Here is a 23,375-nt window from a genome sequence, read left to right on the forward strand (position 1 = left end):
TAGTGATACAGATAAACAGTTTCTGGGCTATAAAACCCCCAGGTTTATATTTGCGATCCGGAACGAATTTAATATTTTTAAGAACTTCGATTTCTCTTTTCAGCTGTTGTCTAACTGGGGGCAAAAAAAAGAGTATAATTCTGCAAAGAACCAGCCTGGTAGTGTAGGATTTGCCCGCCAGAACTCCTATGTATTGCCTTACTGGACACCTGATAATCCGATTAATGACTACGCAAGGCTAAGTTCAGGGACTAGTGGTACCAGTTTTAGTGTTTTTAGAGATAACTCTTTTATCCGTTTAAATACGGTTGCGCTGGCCTATACACTTCCACAAAATTTAATCAACAAACTGCATGTTAAAAATGCAAAGATTTATGCGAATGTAAATAATGCAGCAGTATATTCAAGAAACTGGAATTATTGGGATCCTGAAAACAATGGTCCAACACCAAGATATTACACTTTAGGCCTAAATGTTTCTCTATAATAAGATCTTTAAAATGAAAACAATTAATAAGAAATTACTCATATTATGCACTGCGGCATTACTGATTGCAGACAGTGGATGTAAAAAAAGTTTTCTGGATTCTGATCAGTTGTCCAGCTACTCACCCGCAAATCTTGATAATCCGACAGCCATGAAGGCTGCGCTTAATGGAATTGCTTTAGTGCTTCGAAAAGAATATTTTGGAGATTCAGCACCCATGCTAACAGAGTCCATCTTTTCAGATGTTGCTGTTGAAGGTACTACCGATAAAAGTACACCTGCCCAGGATCTTGTTACCCGGATTACTCCAGATGCGAACCTCAACAGTGATGACTTTAATAAAGTAGGCTGGTACTGGGACAATTCCTTCATTGCCATTCGCCAGGCAAACAGTGTGATCAGCAATATTGATAAACCAAAATACAGCTCGGACGCTGAAAAGAATGCAATTCTGGGTTCGGCTTATTTCTTTCGCGCTTATTATTATTACCGCCTGGTCCATCAGTTTGGCGATGTACCCCTGCAGTTAAAGGATTTGGATGCACCACGAACAGATTTCTATTCTACTAAAAGAGAGGTTATTCTGGCTAAGATGAAAACAGACCTGGAATTTGCACAGACCTGGGTGACGGATAACGTAAATAAGGGAGAGGTCACCAAAGGCGCTGTGAGTCATCTGCTTACCAAAGTAGACCTTGCCCTGGGAAAATTTGATGAGGCTATCACGGCGGCGACCAGCGTGATTAACGGAAGTAAATACGGTTTGATGACTGCACGTTTTGGAAGTACAGCTTCTGATGCAACTAAAAATGTAGTTTGGGACTTGCACCGAATGGATAATAAAGCCATATCCTCAAACCGGGAAGCATTATTTCTGGTAATTGACAGAGAAGCATTTCAAGGATTTACGCCTAATGGATCACAACTGATGCGCAATACAGTGCCAGCCTGGCATTTTGCAAATCTGAAAACACCATACGGAGGAACAGCCATAACAGACGCTGTAACTGCCGAGATTCCATTGACCAGAATGTACGGACGCGGTATTGGTCGATATCGCGGAACGCCTTATAGCACCCAATATATCTGGACAGATCATACAGATTACAGGCATGCTAAAGGAATGTGGATGGATATGACGGATTTGGTTTACAACAATCCTGCATTAAAAACTTCTAAAATAGAAGCAGAAAGGAATTTATATGGGAAACCACTGGTTCAGTATGATGCGAGTAATATCAAACAAATGTTTACCAATGGATCTTTAGATACGATCAGACACTGGTTTGGATGGCCTCATTATAAAGTATTCATTAACTCTACGAATGCTCTGGCTAATGACCCTTACTGGACACCTCCTCGTGGTACAAATACAGACTGGTATGTATTCAGACTTGCAGAAACCTATTTGTTAAGGGCAGAAGCTTACTACTGGAAAGGAAATCTGGAACTTGCTATGAGCGATATTAATGCTGTCAGGTCACGTGCCAATGCACAATTGTATACCGATGCCAGCAAAATTAATATTGGTACCATATTAGATGAAAGGGCCAGGGAATTGTATTGGGAAGAACCAAGAAAAACAGAATTAACCCGTATTGCCTATATTTTTGCCCTAACAGGAAAATCTGCCTATAATGGGAAGAGTTACACCATGGCAGCCTTTTCCGATAATAACTTCTTTTACGATCGGATCATAGAAAAGAACGATTTTTATAAAAATCAGGTTCCAACCTTACAAGGCGTAAAATATCGTATCGCACCGTATCATGTGCTGTGGCCAATACCTGCCAGTGCCCAAAGATTTAATACGGGAGGTCATATCAATCAAAATAAAGGTTACAGTGGATATGAATCCAATGTGCCTGCTCTCGATAAAATAGAATAACACTGCAAAAACGTCCGGGCGATGAACAGCCTGGACGTTTTATTTTGGTCGTCGTCTGATGAGGTCCAACAACCGAGGAAATACACTTACAAATGAAAAGATACAATTGGTTACTAGGTTTTTTATGCTTGCAGGTATTTAATGTCCAGGCACAGGAGCAGTTCATCAGTAAAAGAGTAGATTCTCTCTTAAAATTGATGACTTTAAAAGAAAAGATTGGACAACTCAATCAATACTCCGGACGTGAAGTCACAGGTCCGGCGAATGATAGAAAGGCCTATTTACTTAAAGATATACAAAATGGTATGGTGGGGTCCATGCTGAATGTAAAAGGGGTAAAGGATACCCGGGAAATACAGGCTGAAGCCTTGAAATCCCGTTTGAAAATTCCATTGCTTTTTAGCTTGGATGTAGTTCATGGCTATAAAACCGTTTTTCCGGTGCCATTATCCGAAGCGGCATCCTGGGATATGGAAGCTATAAAACAATCTGCCCATATTGCAGCCAAAGAAGCTGCTGCTTCGGGGATACACTGGACCTTTGCACCTATGGTTGATATAGCCAGAGACCCCAGGTGGGGCAGGGTGATGGAGGGCGCAGGCGAAGATCCTTTTCTAGGCTCGGCAATTGCCAGAGCCAGGGTAAAGGGATTTCAGGGTGAGCAATTGGGCGCTACAGATGCCGTTATGGCCTGTGTAAAACACTTTGCAGCTTATGGTGCGGCAATTGCCGGCAGAGATTATAATCCTGTAGATATGAGTGAACAGCAGCTTAGAGAAATTTACTTGCCGCCTTTTAAAGCAGCAGCAGAGGCTGGAGCTGCTACATTTATGAATGCTTTTAATACCCTAAATGGCGTTCCTGCCACCGCAAGCACATTTTTACAGCGCGACATTTTAAAGAAAGAATGGAATTATAAAGGCTTTGTTGTGAGCGATTGGGGTTCGATCAGAGAAATGATACCCTGGGGTTTTGCTGCAAATTTAAGTGAAGCCGCTGCTTATGCCATAACTGCCGGAAGTGATATGGATATGGAAAGTGAAGCCTATAAAAATGAATTAGAAAAACTGATTCAGACCGGAAAGATATCTGTAGATCTTCTAGATGATGCAGTGAAAAGAATTCTGTATAAGAAATTTGAATTGGGGCTTTTTGAAAATCCTTATAAATTTTCAGATTTCAAAAGGGAAGACATCGTGATGAAAGATAAAACCCATGCAGCAGCAGCCCGTTCCATGGCGGATAAATCCATCGTATTACTGAAAAATGAACATCAAATACTACCTCTGCAAACCGATGTGAAAAAAATAGCCCTTATTGGGCCTCTTGTCAGAGCTAAAGCTGATCTGGCCAGTACCTGGACAGTATACGCTGATACCACACAAATGACCAGCGTAGAGGAGGGGCTAAAACAGCGTTTCGGGACAATGAAATTCAATTACGCTGAAGGCTGCAAAATCAATACTTCAGATACTTCTAAATTTAATGAGGCCATTCAGACTGCGCAAAATGCAGATCTGGTTGTGATGGTACTGGGCGAAGCAGGAAATATGACCGGCGAGGCAAAATCCAGGGCTAATATCGAATTGCCAGGCGTTCAGGAAGCTTTGTTCCAAAAGATCAAAAAAACGGGTAAAAAAGTCATTGTGGTGGTTATGGGCGGAAGACCATTGATTTTTAATACGATTGCCGACCAGGCAGATGCTATTGTATATACTTTCTGGTTGGGCGGAGAAGCCGGTCATGCCATTGCAGATGTACTTTCGGCTGACTACAATCCATCAGGTAAACTACCGATGACCTTTCCCAGGTCTGTTGGCCAAGTTCCTTTATTCTATAATTATGCCAATACCGGCAGGCCTGTTGCCAAATCAGGAGACATCCATTATCGTTCCGCCTATATAGATTCACCAAACACGCCACGTTATGCTTTTGGTTTTGGTATGAGTTATACAGATTTCAGTTACACCGATTTAAGAAAAGATAAGGAAATCATGAAAGGTGGCGAAAATTTAAATGTTAGCTTTACCTTAACCAATACGGGTAAAAGAAAAGGAGAAGAAGTCGTACAGCTGTATCTTCAGGATAAAGTAGCTTCTGTAGTAAGACCTGTTAAAGAACTCAAAGGCTTTGATAAGGTTGAGCTGGAGCCAGGCGAAAGTAAAACAATTAAATTTGTTATTACACCAGAAATGCTGGCTTTTTACAAAAGTGAAAGAGGCTGGATCACAGAACCAGGTTCTTTTAAATTGATGGTTGGAGGTGCCTCCGATCAGATGCGGCTCGAGAGTGATTTTAAATTAGAATAAAGGTAAATATGAGTTATTTTAAGCAGTTCCTGTTTTTTTTATGTTTTTTGTTTGCCGGGGCAGCATTTTCCCAGGAAAAGAATCTAGTTACCGGCAGAACCCGGATTGGCTTTAACGAACACTGGTCCTTTAGTAAAGACGAGAAAACCTGGGAAAATATTAAGCTTCCGCATACCTGGAATGCAAAGGATGTTATGGATGATGAGCCTGGTTATTATAGAGGATTTGGCTGGTATAAAAAGGAACTCAGTACAAAGCCCTATAGGAAAGGGAAAGAAATATTTCTTTGTTTTGAAGGCGCAAATCAGGAAACCGAAGTCTATGTGAACGGCACCCTTGCAGCTAAACACGCAGGTGGTTATACCGGTTTTAATGTTCCATTGCATCAATTATTGAAGTTTGACGGTGATTTTAAAAATGAAATTGTAATAAAGGTCACCAATCGTTTTAATGAAGATATTGCTCCATTAACGGCAGATTTCACATTTTTTGGTGGTATCTACCGCAAGGTTGATCTGCTGATTACCGAGCCCATACACTTTTCTCTGGCAGATCATGGTGCTGCGGGAGTCTATATCAATACACCTCTTGTATCCGATGAAAAGGGAAAAGTTCAGGTGAAAAGCCTTTTGGAAAATGCTTCCTTAAAAAGTAAAAGCATAAAGCTGATCACCACGGTATACGATCAGCAGGGAAAGGCTATTTCTTCAAAAAGTTCCCGGGCTGATCTACCTTCCGGAGGAAAAATCACAATGGTGCAAGATCTTCCGGAGGTAAAACAGCCTCATTTATGGTCTCCTGAACATCCTTATCTCTACAGGGTTGTGAGTCAAATTCTGGATGCAAAAGATCGTACGGAGCTCGACCTGATCTCCAATTCACTCGGTTTCCGGTGGTTTAAATTTGATGCAGAAAAAGGCTTTTTTCTCAATGGAAAGCCGCTCAAATTGGTGGGCGCAAGTCGCCACCAGGATTATGAAGGATTAGGTAATGCCGTTCCCGAATCCCTTCAAATCCGAGATGTAGAATTGATCAAACAAATGGGCGGCAATTTTCTACGGGTTGCGCATTATCCGCAGGACCCGGTGATCCTGCAAGCCTGTGACCGTTTAGGTATCCTGGCATCTGTGGAAATTCCAGTGGTAAACGCCATTACGGAGAGCCCGGCCTTTACAAAAAATTGTAAAAATATGCTGCTGGAGATGATCCGCCAGAATTTCAATCATCCAAGTGTTGTGGTTTGGGCTTATATGAATGAAGTCTTACTGAGACCGAAATTTTCTGGAGATAAAGACCGTCAGCATCTGTATTTTGAGCATATCAGAGAACTGGCCCAGTCACTGGAGGATCTGACCAGAAAAGAAGATCCCTTACGCTATACCATGATGGCCTTTCACGGAGACTTTGACCGGTACACCAAAGTAGGCTTAACTAAGATACCGATGATTGTAGGCTGGAACCTTTATCAGGGTTGGTATGGAGGTGAACTTAAAGGTTTTGGCCAATTTCTGGACAAACATAGAAAAGAACTTCCGGATAAACCTGTGATGGTCACCGAATTTGGTGCCGATGCAGATCCAAGGATCCGTTCTTTTGTTCCTGTACGATTTGATAAGAGTGTAGAATATGCATTGAAATTTAGCCAGGTCTATCTCAACGACATCTTAAGCCGTTCATTTGTAAGTGGTGCCATGGTCTGGAATCTGGCCGACTTTAATTCTGAAACCAGGGAGGAAACCATGCCTCATATCAACAATAAAGGATTACTCACTTTAGGCCGTGAACCAAAAGATACTTACTATTTGTATCAGGCTTATTTGCTAAAACAACCCTTTCTTAAAATCGCATCAGGAAACTGGACGGAAAGAACCGGAATGGCTGATTCTACCAATGGTATGGTTTCTACCCAACAGATACAGGTGGCAACCAATTTTTCCTCAGCAGAACTCTTTTTGAACGGAAAAAGCCTTGGTATCCAATTCAGTAAAGATCACCTCTGCACCTGGCCTGTGCCCTTTCAGGCCGGATGGAACCAGGTTCGGGCGGTAAATCCGGAGCAACCGGGAATTGAAGATGTCGAAGAAATCAGGTTGAACTTATTACCTTATCTTATAACCGGAAGTTCTGATTTTGCTGCTCTCCACGTGCTGCTCGGTGCAGAACGCTATTTCATAGATGAACAGGAGCATACCCTCTGGATACCTGATCAGGCCTATCGAAAAGGCTCATGGGGGTATATAGGCGGGGCGCCATTTAAAGGAACAAATAACCGAATCTCTTATGGATCTGATAAAAACATTCTCGGTACAGATCGTGATCCCATTTACCAGACGCAACAGGTAGGCCTTAGTGCTTATAAAATGGATGTACCAGACGGAACCTATGAGCTGACCCTTTTCTTTTCCGAACTGATGGGAGGGCCTGATAAGGAAGCGCTGGCTTATAATTTAGACAATAACCATCAGAAGGAAATCCAGGAACAGCGCATTTTTAACGTTAATGTGAACGGAAAATCTTTTTTGAATAATCTGAACCTGGGCGAGGATTACGGCTATGCAACAGCTGTTCAGAAAAGCCTGAAGATCAATGTGGTCAATGGCACAGGGATTTTGCTTGACTTTGTTCCTCAAAAAGGGAAGCCAGTTCTCAATGCACTTTCCTTAAGAAGAATCAATTAAATAAATTACGTTAACCTGAAAAAGATGTTAAAGAATGTGATCGCCAAAACTTTTGTCCTGTTCATCTGTACCGGATTCAGTTCCGTTGTTAACGGACAGTCCATTTCCATAGAACAACAAGCAGAACAAATACTGCGGAAACAAGTATTAAAGGAAGCTGAAGCTGCTATGGCACTGGAACCAATTACCGTCACTGCAGTTTCATCGCCCAGAAGTGCAGGAGGGAAGCATGACTTTTTTTCGGAAGCCGATTACTTCTGGCCAAATCCGAAGGATCCGGACGGCCCCTATAAAGAGCGGGATGGCGTCACCAACCCAGATAATTTCACGGAACACCGCAAAGCAATGATTCGTTTTAGTGAATTGATCGGGGCACTCGCCTCGGCCTATAAAATTACTGGCGATGACAAATATGTACAGAAGGCCATAAGACATCTTAAAGCCTGGTTTATGGATGCTGAAACCCTCATGAATCCCAATCTACTGTATGCCCAGGCGGTAAAAGGCAGACAGACAGGTCGTAATTATGGAATTATTGATACGATTCATCTGATGGAGGTTGCCCAGGGTATACAGGTGATGGAAAAATCGCCTTTGTTTGGAAAAAAAGAAGCCAAAAGAATTAAAGAATGGTTTGCCCGATACATCCTATGGATGAATACCAGTAAACCTGGACTCCAGGAAAAAAACATTAAAAATAACCACTCTACCTGCTGGGCTATGCAGGTGGCCTCCTTTGCCAACCTTTGCGGAGACAAATCAATGATGGATTCACTGCGGTTAAGATATAAAACCGTCTTGCTCCCAAATCAAATGGCTACCGATGGAAGCTTTCCGCTGGAGCTTGCCCGTACAAAACCTTATGGGTATTCTATCTTCAATTTAGACGCCATGGTAATGCTTTGTCAAATCCTTTCTACACCAGAAGATGACCTTTGGAATTTTCAGACCAATGATGGTAAAAGTATAAAGAAGGGGATACAATATTTGTACCCATTTATCGCCGATAAAGGTAAATGGACACGATCTCCAGATGTCATGTATTGGGAAAACTGGCCAGTAGCACAACCTTTCTTGTTATTTGGCGCAAATAGATTCAGTCAAAACAACTGGTTCCAGACCTGGGCACAACTGGACCATGATCCAACAGTAGAAGAGGTGATCAGGAATTTGCCGGTCCGTCACCCTTTAATATGGTTTTAACAATAACAACACACAATTATGAATAAAAAATGGATAGCTACATTCGCTTTAAGCCTTGTATTTGGCTCCCTAAATGCGCAAAAAATAAATATCGCTCAAGCTTTCAAACACGCGGAGGCGCAAACACGAGTCTTGTTAACAGAGATACAGAAAGATACCCTTGCTGCTAAAAAGAATCAGGTTTCTCCAAGAACGATAGAGCATGGTAAACTGGTAATGGTGGTTTCCCGAGACTGGACAAGTGGTTTCTTCCCGGGAGAACTTTGGTTTTTTTACCAGTACAGTAAAGACCCTAAATGGATGGAGCTGGCACGGACATATACCGAAAAAGTACGAAAGGAACAGTTCAATACCGGAACACATGATCTGGGCTTTATGATGTACTGCAGTTTTGGAAATGGTTATCGCCTCACTGGCGACACGGCTTACCGTTCTGTACTTATTCAATCTGCAAAATCCCTGATAAAGAGATTCAACCCTGTAGCAGGAGTAATCAAGTCCTGGGACCACAATACGGATAAATGGAAATATCCGGTCATCATTGACAACATGATGAACCTGGAACTGCTTTTCGAAACCACCAGGTTAACAGGAGATTCTTCTTTTTATAAAATAGCGGTAAGGCATGCCAATACCACTATGAAAAATCACTTCAGACGGGATTACAGTTCCTGGCATGTGGTAGACTATGATACTGAAACAGGAAATGTTCGCCAAAAAGTGACCGCTCAAGGCTATAATGATACATCTGCCTGGGCCAGAGGACAAGCCTGGGCCTTATATGGCTATACGATGTGCTACCGGGAAACAGGAGACAAGGCCTATTTGAAACAAGCCAATGGAATTGCAGGGTTTATCCTTAAAAATCCGGTGACACCAAAAGACGGCATTCCCTACTGGGACTACAATGATCCAAAGATCCCTAATGTTTCCCGTGATGCTTCTGCTGCCGCTATAACTGCTTCAGCCTTGTATGAACTGGACAAATACAGTAAAGGACAGGGGTACAGGAAAGCCGCAGATAAAATCCTTTTCAGTTTAAATCAGAATTATACCAGTAAACCTGGTGATAACAGGGGTTTTATACTGGAGCACAGTACAGGTCACCGGCCAGCGAATTCCGAAGTAGATGTGCCAATAAATTATGCCGATTACTATTATCTTGAAGCTTTGTTGAGAAGTGAAAAATAAAAATCAGGCCCCTGTATGCCCAAGGCTTAACTCAGGGGCCTGATTTGTAATTGTACTCCTGCCTCTGACAGGACTTTTTTCGTATCTATCATCGCTGTTGAACGCATAGATCCGGCCACGCCCAGATCTGCAACCCAAAATAAAATCCTGATGCTAATGGCATACTCACCAAAATCCTGAACAATAATTACAGGAGCAGGTGTCTGAAGAATATTTTCATTCAATTTGAGTTTTTCTGCAATGAGGTTTTTAGCCCAGTCCAGATCGGTATCGTAAGGAACCCCAATCATAAACTCCACTCTTTTGCTGCGGTCCTGCATGGTCCAGTTGATGAGGTGTTGAGAAAGGAGATCTCCATTAGGAACAATGATATCTGCGCCTTCTGCGTTGTGAATTTTGCTGGACCGTACCCCAATTTCTTTAACCGTACCTGATTTATTGCCAATTTCAATCTGATCACCAATCTGTATGGGACGTTCAAAAGCAAGTATAACCCCCGAAACCAGGTTGTTTACAATGTTTTGCAAACCAAAACCGATACCTACCCCCAGCGCTCCAAGCATAATGGATAATCTGTCGATAGGAATACCTGCGGCGGCTACGGCAATTAAGAAACCAATTGTCCAGATGGCAAGACGAACGAGCAGCATCATAGAATTCAGACTATTCCGTTTGCCTCCGGCCGTCGCTTTTTCATGACCAAAAAAGAAGCTGATGAAGCTTGAGATTAAGGAAGACACCCAGATGATGCAGAAAAATATAGCAATGCTGGCAAAGGTAAACTGATAACTGCCAATACTTCTTTGTGTATAAAAGAAAGACGATGACAATCTAATCAGCACATCATAAAGGGTTAAATTGCGTATAAATCCAATGGTCCATATAATAGAGGCAATGATCCATAAATTCCGTTGAAAACGATGCTGAAGTTCTTTATAATTGATAAAATCAGAAAATCTACTGTCATGATAAGCTTCTGTTTGCAGGTAAATGGCCTCCAGTACCATCGTGCAGAAAACTTTAAGCGAAACCCCAAGCATTAGGCATTGAATGGCACTTACTCCAAATATTTTAGCAAGTGTTAGGCGCCCTGTAAGGTTAAACAGAACGGATAAGGTAACCTGTGCCAATGTAAAAATAAGGAGCGCCTTTGTGGCAGGAGACTCTTCTATCTTTAGAAAAAAAGCGTTATTGGAACGGATCATTTTAATACAAATGACCATCAGCAGTACGCCCGCCAGGAATAAACCCCAGCGTTCGCCAAATGCAGCATCCAGTAAAATGTCGTCAATGGCGTAGAAAACCCAAAGGCAAATAAGACCGATCCATAAAGGTTTTGAGCCTTTATTTAAAAAAGGCCAGATCAGAATACATACGCATGCCAGGCGGATGGCTTCAAGCGCGTGTAGCAAGGACATGGTTGGGTTTCCAAAAAGAAGAGGGGCATACGTAAATAGAGCCATAACAGACCCTATTAAAAAACTTACTTCTAAAAAGTTGATCTGTTGAAATACACTTTTGGCATCTTCCTGCTTTTTTATCCTTCTTTTGTTGGACAACAACCAAGCGGTGGTTAGAATAAAAATTAACAGGGAGAGTGTCACGATGTGCATTTTTCCCGCAAGATAGATGCTGATTATTTTCACGGAACGCTGAAATCCACTGGCAATAACCTCTGCAAAACTTTGCTGGTACTGGCTGGCCTTTGCACCAAACAGAGGCGACTCCTCCCGGGAAAACATATTGATCTTTTTAGAAATCGACAGATAGTTCATATCTGAAGAAAGATCATTCAGCTGCAGGAGGTTAACGGATAAGCGATTTCTCAACAGGTTTACCTTCGACAACATCCTTCGTTGTAAAGTATCCAGTGACCGGCCTTCTGATAGGAGGTCACCCAACTGCTCGTTTAATACCGAATCGGGTATAATGACGTTCAGATCCGGGTCAATTAATATTTTTTTAACTTCAATATTGCTTTTGGTCAGCTGTTCGTTATAATCAGTTAGTATGGTCTTGTAAGCTGTGAGGTTATCTGACTGTTCTTTTAAAAGAATGACCGCACTGTTTAAGCTGCGAAGGTTCATTTTTCCACCCTGTACCTCAAACTTAGTCTTGAATGCTTTTATCTTTTTTTCTATATCCGGTAGCGTGCTTTCTATTGCACTGAAATCGAAGCCCTTTTTGAGTTGAAAATTGTTTTTGTCTACTGTAAATGTATAGGTTTCTACCTTGTTGACCAATAAGGGGATTTCTGTCTCTGTAACCACATGTTTTCGTTTCTTTTGGGCAAAAGACGCATGGAAAGTGCCTAGTAAACAAAGGGACAGCAAAGCTGTCCTGAGGTATATTTTACAAAGAGTCTTTAAAGACATGGTATGAAATAAATTAGATAGAATAACAGAAGCCGATAAGCAGTATTTGTGCCAAATTTTAAATGCGGTCATTTAAAAGAATATTTTAGCTAAAATATGCATATGCATTGATGCTTTTTCACTCTATTTTTTATTAAAAGAAAATCTTCTGGAAATACTAAATCCCCATCGGTACTGTCCTTTTAACCAGGAGCTTGTGGTTTGCGGGATAAACTGCATTTCCTCAATTGCTGCAGCATTTGTGAAATTAAGGTGGAAAATATGGCCACCCGTTTCCATTTCAAGACCAATACCAAGCGGGTTGTAGAATTTAGTTCCGTTAATCCCCTGCAGATAGGCTTTATCCGCGCTGTTTCTAAAGGGAATAAAATAGTCAATCACCACGGCCATTCTTTTACTAATCTTTGCACGTGCGCCCGCACCAAGTGCAAACAGATCATTTTGGTCTCTGAAAGCCGTTAGGTTGCGGTGTATATAGCTAGGGGTTAGTGTAAAAGAAATCCCATCTGTAAATTTCCTGGCAATGATGATCTGACTAACGTAATTCATTCTGTCTTTGAAACTGTGGTAAGCAGCAGCAGAAGCCGGATCTTCACTTGCACTTACTGCTGCTATGGTGTTACTGCCAAATAAGGTGATCGCAATTGGAATATAATCATCTGTTGTTTGCTCCAGTAGCCGGTATTTTATACTTCCTTCGTATAGCTGCTGCACATTGGTTGCACCTTTTGCCCGGGCGAGACCAATACTCAGGCGATCGCTTATTCCATATTCAAAGCCAATTCGGATGTCTGTCGAATTGTCCAGCCCGAAGAATTGTTTAATACCACCCTGGCTACCGGCAATATCTCCAAAACGATGGTCTACTTTAAATTCCAGTTCATTTTTATAAATGGTCTCATTCGTATGTCCATTGATCAGTTTGGTCGATTTAAAGGTTGCGCTGACTTTCTGATGTCCGGGAGATGGGGCTGCCGATAAAGCTTTTTCCAGGTCATCCTGACCGAAGCTTGATAATGTCATTGTTGCAAACAAAGAAAGCAACAGGATTCTTAGATATAAAGGGGTTAATCTCATATGGTTTTAGGTTGATAAACAGCCGATACACGTACTTCTACTGATTCAGCTATATTTTTAAATACAATGGAAGGAACTTTGATTTTGTAGTCTGCGATTTTTATCCGGAACACAGATTTAGCAGAAATGATTCCCTTTTCTATAACCAGGTTTAGCTTACTTTGACAGATTTTTGTTACACCGTGAATATTTAATGTTCCTTCTACAGATACGGTATAACTGCCATCTTTGCTAAAATCAACAGGATCAATGATCTTTCCTTTGAATTCTGAAAAAGGATAGGTGGCACTCTCCATGTAGTTTTCATTAAAGTGTTCCTGCATGAGTTTCTTTTTAAACTGAAAGGAGGTATTCATTACTTTAAAAATGATGTTGCCTGTTTTAGAATCGAGTGCGGAATTAGCAGTGCTGCTTTTTCCTTCTATGTCCTCAACGACAGTACTGGAAAAAAAGGAAACAGTGGCATTTTTGCTCAGCAGAATACTTTGTGCCTTTGCCGATAAACCAGCAAAGGAGATGAGCAGGATAAAATAGATGGTTTTCATCGGTCAGATTATTTTAAATTGTTATTGAAGACTATTGTGCCATTCCCTGGTTAAACCAGTTCGTTAAGGACTGCAGTTCTGCGGCCGATAGGCTTCCGCCCAATGGCATTGTTTTGTTAACCAAGACCGCTTGTTTAATACGCTCTGAGTTTGTCACAACAGAGGCATAGCCCGTAAAGTTAAAAATAGCTGCTGCCGAGCGCCCGGGAGCATGGCAGCCGGCACATTTATTTTGGAATAGCGCTTGTGCAAAGTTGCTGTAGGTCAGTACTGCACCGGGATTTTCCGGTGCAGGTACATCTGGTTTAATCTCTGCTGCTTGTTTTTTGGAACAGCTCAATAAAATCATATAGATGATGGCAAGAACAATAGTGATTGCAGAATATTTAGGCATGATGCTGACAAGTTTAATTGGTTAATGAAGCTGTGTTTAGGGTCAAGATCGGCCAGACGCCAGGAACAGGTACACTTACACCTTTGGTATAACCACGCTTTGCATCAGAACCGAAGTAATACAATGGATGACCTTTATAAGTCAGTTGTTTTTTACCAACAGAGGTGATTTGAACAGTCATGTCTTTAGTCAATACCGAAGGGACATTTAAAACTTCTGATTCATAAATTGGCCAGATTCCGTTGTTGCTAAGATCTGCTTTGGTATAGGTGTTCTTATTAAAGGTATCAGGCGCGTAAGCGTATAATGTTCTGCCTGCAGCATCTGTAAAGTATTGAGTTATACCGGTTCCTTCTTTAGCACCGTCAAGATAGTTTTTGCCATCCAGACCAACCAGTTGATAGCTGGCCAGCATAATCGAATAATCAGGCTTGGCTACAAACCAGGTACCACCAGAGCCGTCGCCACCCACATCGCCTTGCTTAGAATCTGCGGCATAATAATATAAAGGCCATCCCTTATAGGTGGTCTGTTTTTTTCCATCGGCCCGGGTAATGGTTTTTATATCTGTGGCTGCAATTCCGGCCGGTGCCGTTTCGTTTCCTGCATAATATACAGGCCAGGCGATCTCGCAACCGCCACTGCAGCCTGAAGTTCCATTTGCATCAATGGAAAAGAAATACAGTGTCCTGCCTTTGCTATCTGTAAGTATGTTTCCAAATTTTGTATCGGTTGTCAGCTGAAGATTGGAATTTGTTGCCGGTGGATTTGTCGCCGGAGGATTACCATAGGGATCAGTTCCGGTAGGTGACATCCCGTCGCCCCCTTTAGAGCATGACGATAAGAAAAGCACAGTGGACAGTCCTAAAAGGACAAATGTTTTTGTTAAGTTCGTTTTCATAATTCTATGTGATTAAATAGTTTATTTAGTACTACATAGATTACGGGCTGGGTTTTATAAAGGTTGCCGGGTTTGTGTAAAATATTAATGCATTGTTTATCAGTGTTTTAAAATAAATTTTTAAATTTATTTTAAAGGCTGGCAACCTTTTGTGTATAAGCCTCGTATTGGCTTAAATGACTCGGGTTAAAAACTTAAAGTATATCATATAGGTGCAGAGAATTATCAACGGTTGTATCAGAAGGGAAAGATCCAGTCAGTATGTGCTCTATAAAGAATTTTACAGTTATTGCATGGCAATATGCAGGCGGTATATCATGAATGATTATGATGCTGCCGACGTATTGAATGATGGCTTTATGAAGGTATTTACACATATCGATAAGTATGATGCCTCTAAACCCTTCAAGTCCTGGATAGGAAAAATTATAACCAATACGGCTATAGATCATTACCGCGCAAATTTGAAATTCTCAGATCACGAAGATGTGAGCGAATATGAGGGCGTTGGTTACGAAGCCGTAGTCTATGATCAGCTTGCTTACAAGGATTTGCTCTTATTGATTCAAGGACTGTCTCCAGCCTATCGAACGGTATTTAATTTATATGCGATAGATGGTTATTCTCATGAGGAAATAGCAGAAATTTTAAAAATATCAGTAGGGACCTCAAAATCCAATTTATTTAAAGCGAGGCAAAAGCTACAGGAAAAGCTCGCTGTCCTAAATCTAAATCAAGAAATGCTCACTAAAAAAATAGATACTGATGGAAGACAATAATAATATAGATCAGTTCTTTAAACGTGGACTTAATGATCCCGATATTCCATTTAATGAAATGGATTGGGAAAAAATGGAGCGTAAACTTGATCAGCAAGAGAAAAAGAGAGGAATTCCACTTTGGCTCTTTACTGCTTCGGGTATTGCGGCAGCAGTATTGATTTTTATGTTCTGGTTTTTCTCAGAACCACAACGTACCGATAAGAAAAGTAAAGAGAAGGCTGCAACAGTAGAACAGACACCTAAACCTTCAGTACAAAAAAATGCAGGTCAGGATACAGTACGATCAGTAGTTGTAGTTAATGAAGTAAAAAGAGAAAAACACTTTCCTTCAGAAAAAGCAATTCTACCTCTATATGTTTCTGATACAATTGTGCCAGGAAATGAACAGAAACAAGCTTCAGTTCAGCCAATTGTTTCTGTTGCCCAAAACTCCAAAGAAAAGAAAGATAGTATTGGCCCAAAACAAAAGGCAATAGCCTCTATAAAAAACAAAAAAATAGCTACCGAGCGAGATTGGGAAGAGGTTCAGAGAAGTGTGAGAAAGAAAATGGAAGCTGGGCTGGGGCAAAACAACGGACTTGTTTTAAGTCTGATGGCCGCACCCGATATTTCCACCGCAAAACAAAATACATCCTCTAAGCTCAGTTCTAATGTTGGTGTGCTTGCAACCTATAGCCTAACAAAAAAAATCAGCCTTACCTCCGGCGCAATATATTCCAGAAAACTATATAATTCCGGTGGCATTGCACCAGCGGGAAATGGATATGCCACGCAAGGAACGGCATGGCAGGTAGATGCAGATTGTAATGTATTGGATATTCCGATCAATGCAAATTATAAGGTATATAATAAGAAGAAACTCTCCGTTAGTCTTAATGCCGGACTTTCAAGCTATTTTATGCTGAAAGAGAAATATCAATTTATCACCGGTGATGCAGGACCAAATCAGAAGATATCTAATTTAGAAATTAACAATCAGAACCAACATTTATTTGGCATTGCCAATGTATCGGTCAGCTTTGATCGGCAAATCACCAGGGGAGTTAGTATTGGAGTGGCGCCTTTTATGAAATTACCGCTTACCGGAATTGGCAACGGCGATGCCAGTCTTAAATCTACAGGGGTATCTTTTTCTTTGAATATTGGTTTGTTTGGAGGGAAAAAGGAAGAAAAAACAACCTACTCCTATCATCAAAATAATAAGTAAAAGTTAAGCTGCCGTAAAACGTCAATATACTCTTCAGAGACTAACGCTTTTTCGCGCGGCTGCGCGTCTTGCTTCAAAGCTGAGGTTTAAAAGAAAAGTTAAGCTGTCGTAAAACGTCAATATACTCTTCGGAGACTAACGCTTTTTCGCGTCGCTGCGCGTCTTGCTTCAAAGCTGAGGTCTCCTCTGAGTAATATTGACGTTTTCATGGCGCTTAAGCAGGGAGGAGATTCCGGGTATGTCGTAGAGGAGTTTATGGATGATGTCTTTTGCAAATTTTGTTCATCACAATTGTTTTTCGCTTAAGCAGGGAGGAGATTCCGGGTATAGCGTAGAGGAGTTTATGGATGATGTCTTTTGCAAATTTGTTCATCACAATTGTTTTTCGCTTAAGCAGGGAGGAGATTCCGGGTATAGCGTAGAGGAGTTTATGGATGATGTCTTTTGCAAATTTTGTTCATCATACTTGTTTTTCGCTTAAGCTGGGAGGAGGGGCTGGGTATGGTGGAGAAAAACTGTTCTACAAAAAACTATTATACGCCATGCATAGTTCACCTCCTTCCTCTGCAATTTGCTAAGAAAAATTCTCGTACTCTGCGGAAAGGCCTCAGAGATCTGTGCGCTCTTCGCGCACCTGATATCGTTAGCCTTGAAGCAGATGTACAGAATTTTTCTAAAAATTCACCTCTTAACCCACTTTTTAACTCAATTTTGTGTAATGCAAACGTAATTTTAAGCACACAAACATATGATGTTTAAATTAAACATCATATGTTTGTGTGCTTAAAATAAACAAATGGAAAAAACAGAAAGATTGTCTGACCGGGTCTGCGAACAGATCAAAACAGATATTTCTAAAGGGAAATACCAGGAAGGAGAGAAAATCCCGGCAGAACCAGAACTGATGAAGCAGTATGGCGTAGGAAGATCAACCATTAGAGAAGCGATCAAATCGCTGGCCATGTCCGGTACCTTGAAAGTACAACAGGGATCGGGAACCTTTGTCAATTCAGCAAAAGACACCGAAACCATAGACCAGCGTCTGATCCGTGCAGACTTCGATGAAATCAATTCGGTAAGAAGATTGCTGGAGAATGAATTGGTTAAACTCGCAGCCATTCACTCAACAAAAGAAGACATCTTGCTGATGGACGAAAAACTGGAAGAACGGAAACTCGCTATTCACGCAGAACAACAGCAACAATGTATCGATGCCGATATCGCTTTCCATATGGCCATAGCCAAGGCATCATCGAATAGCGTACTCGCAGATCTGTACAATAGCTTTACCGCAATTATCCGGAAATTTTTCTCAGAGCGGGAAAAAACAGGCATCAGCCATTTTGCACTAAGCCATCATCTGCATGAGGAATTGTTTAAAGCCATAAAATCAGGAAAACCTAAACACGCCCAACAAGTACTTCAACAAATCTTAGACAACAATTACTAAAATGACCATACTTACATTTACCCTGATCTTGCTGGCCGGTGCTTACCTGGCAGGTTTACTCGGATCATTAACCGGCCTTGGAGGAGGCGTTGTCGTCATTCCTCTGCTCACACTCGTTTTTCATGTCGACATCCGGTACGCCATTGGCGCAGCCCTCTTAGCCTCCATAGCAACCTCTTCGGGAGCAGCGAGTGCTTACGTTAAAGAAGGCATCACCAATATCCGCCTGGGTATGTTCCTTGAAATTGCAACAACCATTGGCGCTGTAATGGGTGCCCTGATAGCAGTATATACCCCAACCAATACCATTGCCATGCTTTTTGGAGGTATCCTTATCTTCTCAGCAGCCATGACACTCCGGAAAAAAAATGAAGTCGCGCTTACCCAGGGTAGCAGGCTATCTGAATTATTGAAACTGAACAGCGACTATCCGGTAAACGGGAAGAAAATAGAATACAAGCTTAGAAATGTAGCCGGCGGTTTTTCTTTGATGACCGTTGCAGGCGTTGTTTCCGGTTTGCTGGGTATAGGTTCTGGCGCCCTAAAGGTTTTAGCAATGGACACCACGATGAAAATCCCTTTTAAAGTGAGTACCACCACCAGTAACTTTATGATTGGCGTTACTGCCGCTGCGAGTGCAGTGGTGTATTTACAACGTGGTTACATGGATCCCGGAATTGCCTTTCCGGTGATTTTAGGTGTTCTTGGCGGCGCATTTACAGGCTCCAAACTTCTGACCCGGATGAATCCTAAAGTTTTAAGGATCATTTTCTGTATAGCCATCACTTTTGTGGCCATTGAAATGATCTATAATGGTTATCAGCATAAATTTTAAAAGCGTTTAAGATGAAAAAGATATTTTCTAAACACTACTGGGCAGATAAAGATGTAGAACAACTGGTGGGACAAATGCTAATTACAGGCGTAATTACGGCAAGTCTTGTGGTTTTTATTGGCGGTATTGTCTATCTGACACAGCACGGTCAAGGTGAGGTGCCCGACTATAGAGTCTTTAAAGGAGAGGGCGCAGGCTACACCACGTTTTCAGGGATATTTAAGGGCGTTTTAAAATTAAGTACAACAGAGATTATTCAATTAGGCGTATTGGTGCTCATTGCGACGCCCATTCTTAGGGTAGCTTGTTCTCTGTTTGCTTTTATACTGGAAAGAGACAGACTTTATATTTTTATTACGCTGATCGTATTGTGTGTGATTCTCTTTAGCATATTTGGAGGGATCAAAGGCTAAAAGCATTCAGGACTTTGACACGCTAAGGGTCTGCGGTTGAATGATCACGAATTCAACCAATTGGTATTCTCGTTTAATTGCAGCCCTTATCCTGTCAATAGAATCCGTAATATCTTCCGTATCAAGATCCTCTTTGAAGTAAATGATCAGCATCAGCATGATTTCTTCCGGAGATTGATAAGTAGACAGCACACTGGCTACTTTAATCACAGCTTTATCATTCTCTGCAATGGCAATGATTTTTTTTTGAGTCTCCGGTGAAATGCCTTCACCCATTAGAAGGCTCCTGCTTTCCCTGGCCAGAATTAAAGAAACAAAAACCAGCAGTAAGCCTACAAGAACAGAAGCCACCCCATCAAGAACAGGTAAGTTATAAGCATGATTTAATTGCATCATGACGAATACGATGGCCAGACCAGTTACCGCGGCACCATCTTCAAACAAGACCAGAAAGCTGGTTGGATCTTTGCTTTTTACCACGGCTTTCCAAAAAGAAAGTTCACCACGGGTGCGGTTAAATGCTTTCATGGCGATGATTAAAGAGGTTCCTTCGAAAATTGCAGAAAAAATTAATACCGCATAATTCCATCCCGGATCGCCGGGTGGTTCAGGATTCAAGATGTGTAATATACCCTGGTAAATGGATAGCCCACCTCCTAAACCAAAAATAAGAATGGACACAATAAAAGACCAGAAATATAATTCCTTGCCATAACCAAATGGCCTGAGTTTATCCGGAGGTTTCTGACTCCTTTTTAATCCGTATAAAAGTAATATTTCATTGATCGTATCTACAACAGAGTGAATACCTTCGGAGATCATAGAAGAACTATTTGTTCTTGCGCCGGCTATAAATTTAACTATGGCAATGAGTAGGTTTGCCAATAGGGCACTATAAATAGAAGCTCGGTTTTTTGTCATGGATGCATAGGCTGCTTAGCCATTAAAGAACAGTTAATGGAATACATTGTTTTTAAAACAAAGAAGAAGAAAAAAGGCAATCAACCAGGACTAGTCAATAATATCGTTTTTTTCCTGTGGTACTGGTCCCAGTTGCTGCCCATTTATTTCCAGCAGGGTATTCTCGATCATTTTAGACATAGCGTTTAACGCCAGGTCATTCGATTCCAAACCAAATGGTTCCTCGATCTCATCTGCAATGGCTTCCAGGGCCACAAAAGTATAAGCAATGAAGACCACAATCAGGGGAGTAAACCAGCCCAAACTTGCCACAAAACCAAAAGGCAGCAGAAAACAATAAATGTAAACTGTCCGGTGCAAAAGAATGCTGTATGTAAAAGGAATCGGCGTTCCGGCAATTCTTTCACAACCGCCAACAATATCAGAAAGCTTATTGAAGTTCTCTTCAAAGGCCAACTGGAGGATAGGTTCAAGTTTTTGTTGCTCTCGGCTGGCCTGAACCCAGGCGGCCATTTCTTTAAGCAGTAGAATAGGCTTATAGCGCACTGTAGCTAGTTCTGCTGAAAGCGTGGCAGGCAGGAGCCTGTCCATGTCGGCACTTGCATCTGTATGCCTGAGCTGATGTTTTAAAGCATAAGTAAAAGCAATCAGATAGTTAATGAACAAACCAGGCGCAGCAGCTCCCTTTTCATAATTACACAAGGTTAGCGCCTGTCTGGCCAGAGAACGCGTATCATTAAGCAAAGCACCCCAAAGTTTTCTGGCCTCCCAGAAGCGGTCATAGCTGGCATTGTTTCTGAAGCCTAAAAATAAGGCCAGTGCAATTCCGAAAAGTGTAAAAGGAGTGGGGTTAAGTTCTGCTTTAAACTCTAGTAAATAAGGACGGCATGCCACAACAATAACAGAAAACAACAACAGCAACAGCAGCCTAGGCAGCAAAGCCGGCAGCACAGAACGCCTCCATATAAAAAGCATCAAAAACCAATGTTCCTTTTTCTTAATAATCATATCAATTTAAAACCCAATAGCCTAAAACCAACCACAATAAACCCTTTACAAGAAAAAAAAGAAATCCCCAAATCCCGATTTTCTTTAACCAGCTCCAGAGTTTCTCTTTTCTATTCGATGGCGGGGATTCTTGTTGCATCATACTACTATTTATAAGAGATGCAGAAAATCTCTCAATTCTTTTGGATTTAAAGGTTTCATGAACATTTTTGCCACATAGGTATTGGCTTCTGCTTTTTTGATGTCACCAAAATCCAGTGTTGAAGATAAAATAGTGACGATACAACTGTCAACGAAAGATTTTGGCAACCTTTTATAGTAATCCAGAAATTCAAATCCATTCATATCGGGCATTTGTATGTCCAGTAAAATAAGATCAGGTAATTCTTCAGGATGATGAATATGCTTCTTTAAATAGGTTAAACCTGATTCTCCGGATTTAAAATGAATAATATGTTCGAATAGGTTGGCAATTGATAATACTTTGGCGTTTATTTTTAGGTCAACTTCATTATCATCAATTAGCATCACTCTATTTAGTCTCTTTGTCGAATTTTGCATTTGGTATGGTGATTTTAAATGTTGTGCCATCAATTACGTTCGAACTGACTTCTATTTTTCCATGGATTTTTGTGAGCGCTTCTTTAACAATAAATAAGCCCAGTCCACTGCCATGCTGATTTTTACCTTTAAAGAACTGGGTGAAGATTTTCTCCAGGTGTTCATTTAGTATGCCTACACCATTGTCATTTATGGCAATATCGGCTCCATAACTGGTTACCGAAATATCAATACTGACCCGTTTGTTTTCCTCATTAACATTTTGGTATTTAATGGCGTTAGAGACCAGGTTTCCAAGAATCACTTCAATTCTGAATGCATCTCCAATAAACTCCTCATTCTGGTCTATGTTGATGATGAAATTTGTAGACTTGTCTGTATACGTATAGAGTTCGATCAGTTCTGTGATTAATTTTTTAAAATTGATGGAGGACAGATCGGTGGCTGTCTTGTTGTTTTTATAATACTGAAGGGTTTTTTGTATATAGTAATCAAGCTTGTTAGAGCAGGTTTCAATAAGGCTCCAGTACTCTCCGCTCGAATCATACAGGTCTTCCATTTTAACCAGATTTACAATACCCAGAACAGAAACCAGCGGAGCCCTTAGTTCGTGAGATATACTATAAATGAACCGGTTTAATTCATCGTTTGTTTTCTCCAGTTCCGCTATTTTATTTCGAAGATCGATCTTTGCTTTATATGCATCGTAAGCATTTTTAATGGAATTGTGTAACTCAAGATCATTCCATGGTTTGGTAATATACCTGTAGATATCACCATGATTAATCGCATCAGCAAGCGCTTCAATATCTGTATAACCAGTCAGCAGGATTCGTATCGGATCAGGGTAGGTGTTGATGATGCTTTTAAAGAATTCTACACCTGTCATTCCAGGCATTTTTTGATCTGCAATAATCACATTTACAGGAACATTCTCTAGAATTTTCAAACCTTCGGCGGCTGAAATAGCCGTATAAATCTCATATTGTCTTCGAAAGCTTGCTTTAAATGCATGCAAATTGTTCTCTTCATCATCAATATACAGAACTCTGACTGTTGTTGTATTCATAATAAAGTGGTTATTTTGAGTTTATCGGCAAGGTAATAATAAATTCTGTACCTTGATTCAGATTAGTGATAACATCTATAG

The 23,375-nt window shown here is 41.0% G+C and carries 19 protein-coding genes and 1 pseudogene; 11 read left to right on the forward strand and 9 right to left on the reverse strand.

From position 1 onward, the window contains the following. The 6 genes and pseudogenes from DBR11_RS26855 to DBR11_RS26880 form a co-directional block, all read left to right on the forward strand. Window positions 1-487 (forward strand): annotated as a pseudogene (locus DBR11_RS26855) (SusC/RagA family TonB-linked outer membrane protein); the annotation flags it as partial. 13 nt (window positions 488-500) lie between these two features. Then, window positions 501-2,375: a RagB/SusD family nutrient uptake outer membrane protein gene (locus tag DBR11_RS26860; protein ID WP_108555649.1), complete on the forward strand. Its 1,875-nt coding sequence runs from the start codon at window positions 501-503 to the stop codon at window positions 2,373-2,375. A gap of 92 nt (window positions 2,376-2,467) precedes the next feature. Next, window positions 2,468-4,684, forward strand: a complete 2,217-nt coding sequence (locus DBR11_RS26865) for a glycoside hydrolase family 3 N-terminal domain-containing protein (protein ID WP_108555629.1) — start codon at window positions 2,468-2,470, stop codon at window positions 4,682-4,684. An 8-nt stretch (window positions 4,685-4,692) separates the two neighbouring features. Beyond that, entirely contained in the window at window positions 4,693-7,362 is a 2,670-nt protein-coding gene (locus DBR11_RS26870) for a glycoside hydrolase family 2 TIM barrel-domain containing protein (protein WP_108555630.1), read from the forward strand. Between the two features lie 24 nt (window positions 7,363-7,386). Further along, window positions 7,387-8,565 carry an alginate lyase family protein gene (locus DBR11_RS26875; protein ID WP_108555631.1) on the forward strand — a complete coding sequence of 393 codons (1,179 nt, stop codon included), beginning with the start codon at window positions 7,387-7,389 and terminating at the stop codon, window positions 8,563-8,565. 18 nt (window positions 8,566-8,583) lie between these two features. After that, entirely contained in the window at window positions 8,584-9,756 is a 1,173-nt protein-coding gene (locus tag DBR11_RS26880; protein ID WP_108555632.1) for a glycoside hydrolase family 88 protein, read from the forward strand. Window positions 9,757-9,782: 26 nt separating this feature from the next. Here DBR11_RS26880 and DBR11_RS26885 read toward each other — a convergent pair whose 3' ends face one another. From DBR11_RS26885 to DBR11_RS26905, 5 genes are all read right to left on the reverse strand, one after another. Continuing rightward, on the reverse strand, window positions 9,783-12,131 hold the full coding sequence (locus tag DBR11_RS26885; protein ID WP_233260926.1) for a mechanosensitive ion channel family protein: 2,349 nt from the start codon (window positions 12,129-12,131) through the stop codon (window positions 9,783-9,785). A 123-nt stretch (window positions 12,132-12,254) separates the two neighbouring features. Continuing rightward, the gene (locus tag DBR11_RS26890; protein ID WP_108555634.1) at window positions 12,255-13,208 is read right to left on the reverse strand and encodes a DUF5777 family beta-barrel protein; all 954 of its coding nucleotides are present in this window, start codon (window positions 13,206-13,208) and stop codon (window positions 12,255-12,257) included. Next, a complete protein-coding gene (locus DBR11_RS26895) occupies window positions 13,205-13,753 on the reverse strand; it encodes a YceI family protein (protein WP_108555635.1) in 549 nt (182 codons plus the stop codon). Before DBR11_RS26895 ends, DBR11_RS26890 begins: the two co-directional genes overlap by 4 nt. A gap of 31 nt (window positions 13,754-13,784) precedes the next feature. Continuing rightward, a complete protein-coding gene (locus DBR11_RS26900; protein ID WP_108555636.1) occupies window positions 13,785-14,147 on the reverse strand; it encodes a cytochrome c in 363 nt (120 codons plus the stop codon). Between the two features lie 13 nt (window positions 14,148-14,160). Beyond that, window positions 14,161-15,048, reverse strand: a complete 888-nt coding sequence (locus tag DBR11_RS26905) for a hypothetical protein (RefSeq protein ID WP_199233975.1) — start codon at window positions 15,046-15,048, stop codon at window positions 14,161-14,163. Between the two features lie 293 nt (window positions 15,049-15,341). Between DBR11_RS26905 and DBR11_RS26910 the strand changes: the two genes are divergently transcribed. From DBR11_RS26910 to DBR11_RS26930, 5 genes are all read left to right on the forward strand, one after another. Continuing rightward, the gene (locus tag DBR11_RS26910) at window positions 15,342-15,827 is read left to right on the forward strand and encodes an RNA polymerase sigma factor (protein ID WP_108555638.1); all 486 of its coding nucleotides are present in this window, start codon (window positions 15,342-15,344) and stop codon (window positions 15,825-15,827) included. Next, window positions 15,814-17,037, forward strand: coding sequence for a hypothetical protein (locus DBR11_RS26915; RefSeq protein WP_108555639.1), 1,224 nt, complete (start codon window positions 15,814-15,816; stop codon window positions 17,035-17,037). The genes DBR11_RS26910 and DBR11_RS26915 overlap by 14 nt, the downstream gene beginning before the upstream one ends. Before the next feature lie 796 nt (window positions 17,038-17,833). Beyond that, the gene (locus DBR11_RS26920) at window positions 17,834-18,487 is read left to right on the forward strand and encodes a FadR/GntR family transcriptional regulator (RefSeq protein ID WP_108555640.1); all 654 of its coding nucleotides are present in this window, start codon (window positions 17,834-17,836) and stop codon (window positions 18,485-18,487) included. Window position 18,488: 1 nt separating this feature from the next. Continuing rightward, window positions 18,489-19,322, forward strand: coding sequence for a sulfite exporter TauE/SafE family protein (locus DBR11_RS26925; RefSeq protein ID WP_108555641.1), 834 nt, complete (start codon window positions 18,489-18,491; stop codon window positions 19,320-19,322). 11 nt (window positions 19,323-19,333) lie between these two features. Beyond that, a complete protein-coding gene (locus tag DBR11_RS26930) occupies window positions 19,334-19,735 on the forward strand; it encodes a DUF1634 domain-containing protein (RefSeq protein ID WP_108555642.1) in 402 nt (133 codons plus the stop codon). A 6-nt stretch (window positions 19,736-19,741) separates the two neighbouring features. Here DBR11_RS26930 and DBR11_RS26935 read toward each other — a convergent pair whose 3' ends face one another. The 4 genes from DBR11_RS26935 to DBR11_RS26955 form a co-directional block, all read right to left on the reverse strand. Further along, complete coding sequence (locus DBR11_RS26935; protein ID WP_108555643.1) at window positions 19,742-20,656, reverse strand: cation diffusion facilitator family transporter; 915 nt, start codon at window positions 20,654-20,656, stop codon at window positions 19,742-19,744. A 90-nt stretch (window positions 20,657-20,746) separates the two neighbouring features. Next, a complete protein-coding gene (locus DBR11_RS26940; protein ID WP_108555644.1) occupies window positions 20,747-21,664 on the reverse strand; it encodes a bestrophin family protein in 918 nt (305 codons plus the stop codon). 150 nt (window positions 21,665-21,814) lie between these two features. Continuing rightward, window positions 21,815-22,225, reverse strand: coding sequence for a response regulator (locus tag DBR11_RS26950; protein ID WP_108555645.1), 411 nt, complete (start codon window positions 22,223-22,225; stop codon window positions 21,815-21,817). Beyond that, window positions 22,197-23,294 (reverse strand): hybrid sensor histidine kinase/response regulator, encoded by a 1,098-nt coding sequence (locus tag DBR11_RS26955; RefSeq protein WP_108555646.1) that lies wholly within the window; start codon window positions 23,292-23,294, stop codon window positions 22,197-22,199. The genes DBR11_RS26950 and DBR11_RS26955 overlap by 29 nt, the downstream gene beginning before the upstream one ends. Window positions 23,295-23,375 lie beyond the last annotated feature (81 nt).

The organism is Pedobacter sp. HMWF019 (assembly GCF_003061025.1).
Lineage (GTDB): Bacteria > Bacteroidota > Bacteroidia > Sphingobacteriales > Sphingobacteriaceae > Pedobacter.